Source organism: Streptomyces sp. JJ38 (assembly GCF_019303475.1).
In the GTDB taxonomy this organism is placed as follows: domain Bacteria; phylum Actinomycetota; class Actinomycetes; order Streptomycetales; family Streptomycetaceae; genus Streptomyces.
In genome coordinates this window covers 1-10,705 of the sequence record NZ_JABLSI010000083.1, presented here as the reverse complement: position 1 = coordinate 10,705, position 10,705 = coordinate 1, and the positions used below count along the sequence as shown (strand labels likewise).

General features: G+C 74.0%; 6 protein-coding genes. All 6 read right to left on the bottom strand.

Annotated elements, in window-relative coordinates; genetic code table 11:
- Positions 1-217: 217 nt before the first annotated feature.
- The gene (locus HPT28_RS26095) at positions 218-1,522 is read right to left on the bottom strand and encodes an RIP metalloprotease (RefSeq protein WP_219094385.1); all 1,305 of its coding nucleotides are present in this window, start codon (positions 1,520-1,522) and stop codon (positions 218-220) included.
- The gene (gene dxr, locus HPT28_RS26090; RefSeq protein ID WP_219094383.1) at positions 1,522-2,784 is read right to left on the bottom strand and encodes a 1-deoxy-D-xylulose-5-phosphate reductoisomerase; all 1,263 of its coding nucleotides are present in this window, start codon (positions 2,782-2,784) and stop codon (positions 1,522-1,524) included. Before dxr ends, HPT28_RS26095 begins: the two co-directional genes overlap by 1 nt.
- A gap of 86 nt (positions 2,785-2,870) precedes the next feature.
- Positions 2,871-4,826, bottom strand: coding sequence for an acyl-CoA dehydrogenase family protein (locus HPT28_RS26085; RefSeq protein WP_257579449.1), 1,956 nt, complete (start codon positions 4,824-4,826; stop codon positions 2,871-2,873).
- Between the two features lie 152 nt (positions 4,827-4,978).
- Positions 4,979-6,433: an aldehyde dehydrogenase family protein gene (locus tag HPT28_RS26080; RefSeq protein WP_308119532.1), complete on the bottom strand. Its 1,455-nt coding sequence runs from the start codon at positions 6,431-6,433 to the stop codon at positions 4,979-4,981.
- Positions 6,434-6,648: 215 nt separating this feature from the next.
- Positions 6,649-8,238, bottom strand: coding sequence for a PucR family transcriptional regulator (locus tag HPT28_RS26075; protein WP_219094389.1), 1,590 nt, complete (start codon positions 8,236-8,238; stop codon positions 6,649-6,651).
- Positions 8,239-8,319: 81 nt separating this feature from the next.
- Positions 8,320-10,705, bottom strand: a 2,386-nt coding sequence (locus HPT28_RS26070; RefSeq protein WP_306824668.1) for an ATP/GTP-binding protein, incomplete at its 5' end; no start/stop codon positions are given.

The following is a 10,705-nucleotide window of genomic DNA, read 5'->3' as shown; positions in this document are numbered from 1 at the left end:
GGCTGACCCGGCGCTCGGCGAGCTTGATCGGTACGGACGGCATTCCCAGCGCAATCGCTGTCATGTGGCGCAACCCCAAGGTCTGGTACTCAGTGCCGTGATCGGCGGGCTCCGGTCCCGAGATTACGGCACGCCACCCGGCCGGAGCACACCGAGCCCGGCACTGCCCCCTACAGGGGGACGGCGCCGGGCTCGGCCTGTTCGTTCGGGGTCCTGATCAGCCCGTCAGACGGACGGGATTGACCACATCCGCGACCAGTACCAGCAGGGTGAAGCAGATGAAGATGCTCGCCACGACGTACGCGACGGGCATGAGCTTGGCCACATCGAAGGGGCCCGGGTCCGGACGCCGCAGCACCCTGGCGAAGAAGCGGCGCACCGACTCCCACAGCGCCCCGGCGATGTGGCCCCCGTCCAGCGGCAGCAGCGGCAGCATGTTGAACAGGAACAGCGACAGGTTGAACGCGGCCACGACGAAAAGGAACACCGCAACCCGCTGGCTGGCCGGGATGTCGAGCGCGACGATCTCACCGCTCACCCGGGCCGCGCCGACCACGCCGACCGGGGAGTCCTGGGCGCGCTCACCGCCGTTGAACGCGGCGTCCCACAGCCCGGGCACCTTCGACGGCACGGCGACCAGCGCCTCGGCGCCGTCCTCCATCATCTGGCCCATGCGGTCGACGGCCTGCGGGAAGCTCTGCTGCACCACACCCCTGGCCGGGGTGAAGCCGAGGAAGTTGGCCGTGACGTACTCGCCGGGGACGTACTGGCCGTCGTCGTCGATCTTCGTGACCTTGTTCCGGATCGGCTCGGCCGTCAGCGTGTGCCGTTCGCCGTCCCGCTCCACGGTGATCGTGACCTCGCCGGAGGCGTCCCGGATGAGCCGCTGGAGCTCCTGCCACCCGGCGACCTCCTGCCCGTCGTAGCCGACGATCTTGTCACCGGGGCGGAGCCCCGCGGCGTTGGCCGGGGTGTCCGGGGCGCCCTTCGGGCAGGTGTCGTCCTTCGCGTCCGCCGCGACGACGCACTGGGAGACGCTGGACACCGTCGTCGTGGTGGTGTTGATGCCGAACGTCAGCAGGACCCCGAGGAAGATCGCCACGGCGAGGACGAGGTTCATGAACGGCCCGGCGAACATGACGATGACACGCTTCCACGGCTTACGCGTGTAGAAGAGCCGCTTCTCGTCTCCGGGGCGCAGCTCCTCGTAGGCCGCCGAGCGGGCGTCCTCGATCATGCTCCGGAAGGGGGAGGTGGAGCGCTGCTGCACCTTCCCGTCCTCGCCGGGCGGGAACATGCCGATCATGCGGATGTAGCCGCCGAGCGGGATCGCCTTGATGCCGTACTCGGTCTCGCCCTTGCGCCGCGAGAAGATCGTCGGACCGAAGCCCACCATGTACTGCGGCACCCGGATGCCGAACAGCTTCGCCGTCGACAGGTGGCCCAGCTCGTGCCAGGCGATCGAGAACAGCAGGCCCAGGACGAAGACGACTATCCCGAGGACCGTCATGAGAGCCGTCATCACGTCCGGGCCTCCGCTGTCGTGGTCATGGCGCGTTGCGCCAGTTCGTCGGCGCGCCTTCGCGCCCACGCGTCCGCGTCGAGAACGGCCTCCAGCGTCAGGTGCTCACCCGACGGCCGACCGTGTTCCTCGACCACAGCGGCCACCGTATCCATGATTGCGAGGAACGGCAGCCTGCCCGCGAGGAACGCCTCGACACAGACCTCGTTCGCGGCGTTGTACACGGCGGGCGCGGTGCCGCCCAGCCCGCCCACGTGGGCGGCCAGCGGCACGGCGGGGAAGGCCTCCTCGTCCAGCGGGTAGAAGTCCCAGCTCATCGCCTCCGTCCAGGGGTAGACGGGCCCGGCGTCCGGCACCCGGCGCGGCCAGCCCATCCCGAGCGCGATCGGCAGCCGCATGTCGGGCGGGCCGCACTGCGCGAGCGTCGAGCCGTCGACGAACTCCACCATCGAGTGGATCGCGGACTGCGGATGGACGACGACCTGGATGCGGTCGAAGGGGATGTCGTAGAGGAGGTGCGCCTCGATCACCTCAAGACCCTTGTTGACGAGGGTCGCGGAGTTGACGGTGATGACCGGCCCCATCGCCCACGTCGGATGAGCCAGGGCCTCCTTCGGCGTGACGTCGGCCAGCTCCGCCCGGCTCCGGCCGCGGAAGGGGCCACCCGAGGCGGTGACGAGCAGCTTGCGCACCTCGGACCGCGCACCGCCCATCAGTGCCTGGAACAGCGCCATGTGCTCGGAGTCCACCGGCACGATCTGCCCCGGCTTGGCCACGGCCTTCACCAGCGGCCCGCCCACGATCAGCGACTCCTTGTTCGCCAGCGCCAGCACCCGGCCCGCCTCCAGCGCGGCCAGCGTCGGACGCAGGCCGATGGAGCCGGTGATGCCGTTGAGCACCGTGTGACACGGCGAGGCGGCCAGCTCCGTCGCCGCGTCGGGTCCCGCCAGCACCTCGGGGATCGGCACGCCCGAGCCGTACTCCGCCCGCAGCGCCTCCCGCAGCTCCGGTGCCTTGTCCGCCCGCGCGATGGCGACCGTGCGCACCTGGAGCCGGTGCGCCTGCCCGGCCAGCAGCCCGACCCGCCCCCCGGCGGCCGACAGACCCGTCACCCGGAACCGCTCCGGATTGCTCAGCACCACGTCGACGGCCTGCGTGCCGATCGACCCCGTCGACCCCAGGATGACGACATCCCGCGGTCCTTCTTCCGTACCGTCCCCCACCGGGTAGCTGACATGCGGGTCAGCGAGCATCTCCGTCATGGCCCTATTGTGTCCGCTTCCCGAGACACCGGGGACGGCCCCCCGGGCCGGGATCAGGCGGACCGGGGGCGGGCGGCGGCGGGCGGCTACGGAATGGGGCGGTGGAGGTTGTCCGCGGTGGCGGGGCCGGGCGTGGTGTCGGCGATCCAGGGGCCCTCGCTGCTGGGGTCGAGGATGCCCTCCTCCAGCCACGTGTAGGCGCCGTCGAGGACCCCCTTGACCACCTGGCGGTCGGCCTCGTCGGTGTTGTGCCACAGCCGGGCGAAGAGCTCGTCGACGCGGACGCGGGCCTGCCGGCAGAAGACGTCGGCGAGTTGGGCGGCCTCGCGGCCGTGGCCGCCCTCGCGCAGCCGGTCGGCGCGTACGCAGGCGGCGCTCATGGCGAAGAGTTCGGCGCCGATGTCGACGACGCGGCCGAGGAAGGACTGCTTCGTCTCCATCTTCCCCTGCCAGCGGGACATCGCGTAGAACGTCGAGCGGGCGAGCTTACGGGCGTGCCGCTCGACATAGCGCAGGTGGGGGGCCAGCGCGCCGAACTCCTGGTAGGAGCGGGGAAGCTGCCCGGGCCCGGTGACGAGCTGGGGCAGCCAGCGGGCGTAGAAGCCGCTGGCCCGCACCCCGGCCCTGGCCTTCTGGGAGACGTCCTTGCCCGGGTCGATCAGGTCACCGGCGACCTTGAGGTGCGCGTCCACGGCCTCGCGGGCGATGAGGAGGTGCATGATCTCCGTGGAGCCCTCGAAGATCCGGTTGATGCGCAGGTCGCGCAGCAGCTGTTCGGCGGGGACGCCGCGTTCGCCGCGGGCGGCCAGGGAGGCGGCCGTCTCGTAGCCGCGGCCGCCGCGGATCTGGACGAGCTCATCGGCCATGCGCCAGGCCATCTCGGACCCGAAGAGCTTGGCCAGGGCGGCCTCGATGCGGATGTCGTTGCGCTCCTCGTCGGCCAGCTGGGAGGAGAGGTCGAGGACGGCCTCCAGGGCGAAGGTCGTCGCGGCGATGAAGGAGATCTTCGCGCCGACGGCCTCGTGCCGGGCGACGGGCCTGCCCCACTGGACGCGGGCGGCCGACCACTCCCGGGCGACCTTCAGGCACCACTTGCCGGCGCCGGCGCAGACCGCGGGCAGGGAGAGCCGCCCGGTGTTGAGGGTGGTGAGGGCGATCTTCAGCCCGGCGCCCTCAGCGCCGATCAGGTTGGCCGCCGGGACCCGGACCCGGTGGAAGCGGGTGACGCCGTTCTCGATGCCGCGCAGCCCCATGAACGCGTTGCGGTGCTCGACGGTGATGCCCGGGGAGTCCGCCTCGACGACGAAGGCGCTGATGCCGCCCGGGTGCCCTTCCGAGCGGGGCACCCGCGCCATGACGACCAGCAGGTCCGCGATGACGCCGTTGGTCGTCCAGAGCTTGACGCCGTCCAGGACGTAGTGGTCGCCGTCGTCGGGCACGGCGGTCGTGGCGAGCCGGGCCGGGTCGGAGCCGACGTCCGGCTCGGTCAGCAGGAAGGCGGAGATGTCGTGCGTGGCGCAGCGGGGCAGGTAGCGGTCGCGCTGCTCCTGGCTGCCGAAGAGCTTGAGCGGCTGCGGGACGCCGATCGACTGGTGCGCGGACAGCAGCGCGCCCACGGCCGGGCTGACGGAGCCGACGAGGGCGAGCGCCTTGTTGTAGTAGAGCTGGCTGAGCCCGAGCCCGCCGTAACGGGGGGCGATCTTCATCCCCAGGGCGCCGATCTCGCGCAGCCCGTCCACCACGTCGTCGGGGATCCGGGCCTCCCGCTCGATGAGCGCACCGTCCACCTTCGTCTCGCAGAACCTGCGCAGCCGGGCGAGGAACTCCTCGCCACGGGCCACGGACTGCGCGTCGGGCTCGGGGTGGGGGTGGATGAGGTCGAGCCGGAACCGTCCGAGGAAGAGTTCCTTGGCGAAGCTCGGCCGTTGCCACTCCTGATCGCGGGCGGCCTCGGCCACGTCGCGCGACTCGCGCTCGGAGACGGTGCGCGGACCGGCGCCGGCCTGGGGGCTGGTGCTGGGGCTGGAGGGTTCGGCGGACATCGGCTCACCTCGTCGCATCGGGCGGTCGGGCCCGGTCGCCTACTGGCAGGTGCTACTGAGCCGTATGTACCCGATGGGGAGGATTCATACCAGATGGCGCGTCAGCGGTTCCGCCGCCGGAGTCGCCGGTGGCCCCACGGCGGTGCGCCGGGTCAGAGCGCCAGACCGGTGAGGACGAGGACGCGCTCGTAGGTGTAGTCCTCCATCGCGAAGCGCACGCCCTCACGGCCGACGCCGGACTGCTTCGCGCCGCCGTAGGGCATCTGGTCCGCGCGGTAGGAGGGCACGTCGCCGACGATGACGCCGCCGACCTCCAGCTCGCGGTGGGCCCGGAAGGCGGCCTGGAGGTCGTGGGTGAACACACCCGCCTGAAGGCCGTACTTGGAGTTGTTGACGGCGGCGAAGGCCTCCGCCTCGCCCTCGACCCGGGTGAAGCTCATGACCGGCCCGAAGACCTCCTCGCAGCCCAGCTGGGTGTCGGCGGGGACGTTCTCCAGGGCGGTGGGCGCGTAGGTGGCGCCGTCCCGCTTGCCGCCGGTGAGCAGCCGGGCCCCGGCGTCCACGGCCTCCTGCACCCAGGACTCCACGCGCTGCGCGGCCGCCTCGCTGACCAGCGGGCCGACGTCGGTGGCCGGGTCGGAGGGGTCACCGGTGTTGAGGGCCTCGATGGCCGCGACCACGCGCGGCACGAGCCGGTCGTAGACGGCGGCGTCGGCGATGACGCGCTGCACGGAGATGCAGGACTGGCCGCCCTGGTAGTTGGAGAAGGTGGCGATGCGCTGGGCCGCGAAGTCCAGGTCGGCGTCGGAGGCGTAGTCGCCCAGGACGACGGCCGCGCCGTTGCCGCCGAGCTCCAGCGTGACGCGCTTGCGCGGCACGGAGTCCAGGATGGCGAAGCCGACGGGCTCGGAGCCGGTGAAGGAGATGATGGGCAGCCGCGGGTCCTGGACGAGGGCGGGCATCTTCTCGTTGGCGACCGGCAGGACGGACCACGAGCCGGCCGGGAGGTCGGTCTCGGCCAGCAGCTCGCCGAGGACCAGCCCGGACAGGGGGGTCGCGGGGGCGGGCTTGAGGATGATCGGGGTGCCGACCGCGATGGCCGGGGCGACCTTGTGCGCGCACAGGTTCAGCGGGAAGTTGAACGGGGCGATGCCGAGGACGGGGCCGTGCGGGAAGCGCCGGGTGAGCGCGAGGCGGCCGGTGCCGCCGGCGTCGGAGTCCAGGCGCTGCGCCTCGCCGCCGTTGAAACGGCGGGCCTCGTCGGCCGCCCAGCGGAAGACGGAGACGCAGCGGGCGACCTCGCCGCGGGCCCATTTGATGGGCTTGCCGTTCTCGGCGCTGATCAGCTCGGCGATCTCCTCGGCGCGCTCGCCGAGGCGGCGCACGACGTGGTCGAGCGCGGCGGCCCGGATGTGGGCCGGGGCGGCGGAGAACTCGGGGGCGACGGCGGTGGCGGCGGCCACCGCCTCCTCGACCTGGGCGTCGGTGGGCACGCTGACCCGGCCGACGGTCCGGCCGTCCCAGGGGGAGGTCACCTCGAAGGTGTCGTCGCCGGTCGCCTTTCGGCCGGCGAGCCAGAACGGGTGCGTGGAAGTCGCGTCAGTCACTGCGATTACCGGCCTTCCGGATCGTGGTCGCTTGGGGTCGTTCAGGTGCTTCATGGCCACGTTAGGGGCAGTGTGCCGGGGTGTGTCTTGTCCGCCGCGTAGCAGTGATGCCTCGTGTCGCTACGAATCGTCAGAGGTGTCCGGGACGGGGCGTCCGGGGCCGGGCGGGACGGCGCGCGGCGCGCCGGGAAGCGGTCGGTCGGAGCTGGAAGCGGTCAGTCGGGGCGGGTGTCGCTCGCCTTGAGGGCGAGCCACAGCTCCATGCGGGCGTCCGGGTCGTCCAGGGAGCGGCCGAGGATCTCCTCGACGCGACGCATCCGGTAGCGCAGGGTGTGCCGGTGGACGCCGAGGTCGGCCGCGGCCGCGTCCCACTGACCGTGCCGGGACAGCCACGCCCGCAGCGAGGCCACGAGATCACCGCGCCCGCTCGCGTCGTGTCGGCGCAGCGGGCGCAGCACGCCGTCGGCGAAGGCGCGGACGGCGTCGTCGGCGAGCAACGGCAGCACGGAACCGGCGGCCATCTCCTCGTGCTCGACGAGCGGCACGCCGCGCCGCCGGGCGACGGACAGGGCCTGCTCGGCCTGTCGGCCGGCGTTCGGGGCGCCGTCGAGGCCGGTCGCGGCCGACACCCCGGCGGTGAGGGCGGACTCCCCCACCGCCGCGAGGTGCCCGCGGAAGGCGTCGAGGGCCGCTCCGCCGTCGGCCGCCAGCAGCTGGAGGCGGTCCCCCTCGGGAACGGCGAGGACGGATTCGCCCCGGCGGGCGGCGGCCGACTCCACGGTCTCGGCCAGCACCTCCAGCGCCCCGAGCTCCGCCGGGCGGCTCCGGCCCGGGCCGAAGGACGCCGCCGCGCGCCCCGGCGCGCTCTCCTGGGCGACGGCGAACCGCAGCGGGACGTCGAACAGCCCGCCGTAGAGCGTCCCGGCCACCGCGCGGGCGTGCTCCGCCTCACCGGCGGCGAGCATCCGCAGCACCGCGCCCCCGAGCCGCTGCTCGGCCTCGCGCAGTGCCCGGGAGCGTTCCGTGGTGAGGGTGAGGAGAGCGACAGCGGAGTTGACGGCGTAGCGCTCGGCGGTGCCGGGAGGCGCGTCGGTGCCGACGGCGAGGACGGCCCGGGTGCGCCGCGAGCCGCCGACGGACTGGAGCTCGACCCGGTCGTCGCCGTCGGCGCTCACCACGGCGCTGGCGGGGGCGGGCCGCTCCCGGAGCCGTTCGACGTCGGCGGTCAGCCGAGCGGCGCGGCGCTTGGCCCAGGACGGGGCCGCGGCCACCAGCGTCCCGGAGACGTCGAAGAGCGCGGCCCAGCCGCCGACGTGTGCGGCGAGGCGGGAGAGCAGGGCGGTGGGGCCCTCGGCCGACAGCGCGGCCCGGGTCAGCTCGCGCTGGGCCTCGAAGCCCGCGGTCACCGAGCGGTACTGGTCGGCGGCGATGGCGGCCGACACGGCCTTGGTGATCGCGATGAACGGGGTGCGCCGCGGGACCTCCAGCAGCGGGAAGCCCGCGGCCCGGGCGGCCTCCACCAGGGCCTCGGGCACGTGCTCGTAGTTGACGCCCGCGGCGAAGCCGAGACCCACGACGCCCGCGTCGACGAGCCGCCGCACGTAGGCGCGCATCGCGGCCGGGTTCTCGGCGTCCAGCTTCATCGCCGTGACGAGCAGCAGCTCGCCGCCGTCCAGGTAGGGCACCGGGTCGGTCAGTTCGCTGACCTGGGCCCAGCGCACCGGGACGTCCAGCCGGTCGGCGCCGGCGAGCACCTTCAGCTTCAGGGCGGAGTGCTGGACGAGCGAGGTGAGCGTGGGCTGCATGGCGCGGAACCGATCGGGCTGGAGCTGGGGACTTGGCCGCACGGTAGTGCGGCACCATCCGACTCTGCCTCAGCGTACAGCTCAGCGCGGGGGTGCGCCGCCGCCCAGCCGGGCCAGCAGCGGGGGGCTGGCCTCGCCGGAGACGCTGGTCAGCGAGAGCACCGCGTGACCCGGGGGCACCTGGTGGGCGAGGTCGGACGCCGACCAGCGCTCGCGCCGCACCTTGCGGACGGTGACCGAGGTGGTGGTGGCCCGGACGCCGGTGAAGGCGGTCCGCACGGCGCGCAGGGCGCGCTTGAGGGTGCCGCCGGAGAAGTCCGGGTTGCGGGTGACGTCCTCCGTCTCCACCCAGTCCTGGCCCCAGGCCCGGGCGAACACCTCGCCGTCCCAGGTGGTGACGCCGGACAGGGCGATCTTGCAGCCGACGGTCCCGATGAGGGCGGCCCGCAGCGCCTCGGGCACGTCGTCCAGGGTGCGCAGGGCGAGGACGGCACCGGCGCCCGCCGAGCGCAGCTGCCGCAGGCCGCGCACGGACTCGGCGGTGATGGTGTGCTCGGCGTCGTCGAGCACGAGGCAGGCGAACAGCGAGCGGTCGGTGCGGTCGGTGACGCCGGCGGTGAACTGGGCCAGCACCAGGCGGGAGAGGATGCGGGACGCCTCGGCGTGGCCGCGCTCGGGCAGGTCGATGCGGACCCGCAGCGGGTGCTGGAGGGTGCGCAGGGAGAAGGGCCGCGGCCCCCGTCCGTGGGGGGCTTCGCCACTGCCGAAGAAGCCCTCGAAGGCCGGGCGCAGCAGGACGGCGAGCCGGTCGGCCAGCAGGGTGCCGACATCGCCGGGGCGGCCCGCCTGGCGGGCGCGGGCGTCCAGCTCCCGCTGCTGCCCGAACTCCGCCGCGGCGTCGAGTGCTTCCCGGAGCGCGGCGACGGCGACGGCGTCCCCGTCCAGCAGGTCGCGCAGCTCGCGCAGAGCGGGGAAGCGCCCGTGGGCGGCCTGGTGGGGGCCGAGGAGCTGGGCGAGGGCGGCGGTGGCAGCGCGCCGGTCGGCGGCGTCGGGCCCGAGCAGGGCCTCGGTGAGCAGGGCGGCGGCCTCGTCCGGGTCGGTGGTGCCGCCGTAGGGGTCGAGGTCGTGGGTGGAGCGCGGGTCGCCGAGACGGACGACGACGTCGAAGGCGTCGTCCGGCCCGAGGGCGGCGCGGGCGGTGCCGACGGCGACGACGGCGGCCTGTCCGGAGAGTGCCTGCAGGCACAGGGCCTCCACCGCCGGGCGCACGATCCGGCCCGTCTTGCCGGAGCCGGGCGGCCCCACGGCCAGCAGCGAGGTGCCCAGCAGGTCCGGGCTGAGGGCGAGCGCGCAGGCGCGGTGGCGGTAGGGGTTGCGGCGGTCGTCGAGGGCGGCGCCGATGCGGACCTGGCCGGTGAGCAGATCGTGGGTGGCGGTGCGCACGGACAGGTCGCGGGCGCCGGAGGGGTGGCGGAAGGCCGCCGCGCCGTGCTCCAGCACGGCCTCGGCGAAGGCGGGCAGGGCCTCGGGGCGGGAGCGGACGCCGCGCCAGACGCGCTCGATGCGGACGAAGTCCAGGTCGCTCGCCCGGCCCGCGCGGACCTCCGCGGTGAGCCGTTCGGCGGGCTCGACCAGCCCGGCCGTACGCAGCTCGGGCCACTCCTCCAGGACGGCGCGCGGGTCGCGTTCGGGCATCGGCTCCCAGGGGCGCGCGCGCTCCTCGTCCGCCCGCCGTCGCCACAGCCGCCGCCAGCCGCCGGCCTGGGCGGCGAGCAGGAGCAGCAGCAGCGTGTACAGGACGTAGTAGACGTTGTAGGAGACGACGTAGGCCGTGGTCTGCACCGGCTCCTGCCAGCTCTGCGGAGTGAGCCAGTCCAGCGGGGCGAGCCAGAACGTCCAGCCGCCCTCGCTGAAGGAGAGCACCCACACGACGACGGCGGCCACCAGGGCCCACAGCGCGCGGCGGTGGGGGCGCAGGGCGCCGCAGACCCGGGTGAGGGCCTCGCCGCGGCGCCGCCAGGGCTCGCTGGCGTAGCGCCGCCACACCGCGGGCCAGCGGCCGTAGCGTCCGGCGAGCCAGACAACGGGGATGAGCACCAGGGTGTGGACGGCGTAGAAGAGCAGCGTGATCTGGAACTGCCCGTAGCCGCCGTGCATGACCCAGGAGTCGGGCAGCGCGGCGTACACCCAGGAGACGAACGGCAGGTACTCGTTGATGCTGAGCGAACCGACGAGGAGCGCGCACAGCAGCGCGAGCAGCGCGCCGCCGAGGAGCTGGCGCTCGGGGAGTTCCTCCGGTTCCTCGGCGGGGCGGGGCGTGTGGCCGTACCGCCAGATGCCGGGGCCGGCCTCGGGGCGGGGGGCGCGCAGCCAGGCCACCAGGGGGGCGAGCGCCGGTGGCGCCTGCCGGGGCATGGGGGGCGCGGCCGGGCGCCGGGGCACCGCCACGGGCCCGGCGCCGGGCGCG

Bases quoted from the DNA above. Each gene is read 5' to 3' on its own strand.
- dxr (WP_219094383.1), bottom strand. From the start codon at position 2,784: ATGACGGAGATGCTCGCTGACCCGCATGTCAGCTACCCGGTGGGGGAC.
- HPT28_RS26075 (WP_219094389.1), bottom strand. From the start codon at position 8,238: ATGCAGCCCACGCTCACCTCGCTCGTCCAGCACTCCGCCCTGAAGCTG.
- HPT28_RS26085 (WP_257579449.1), bottom strand. From the start codon at position 4,826: ATGTCCGCCGAACCCTCCAGCCCCAGCACCAGCCCCCAGGCCGGCGCC.
- HPT28_RS26095 (WP_219094385.1), bottom strand. From the start codon at position 1,522: ATGACGGCTCTCATGACGGTCCTCGGGATAGTCGTCTTCGTCCTGGGC.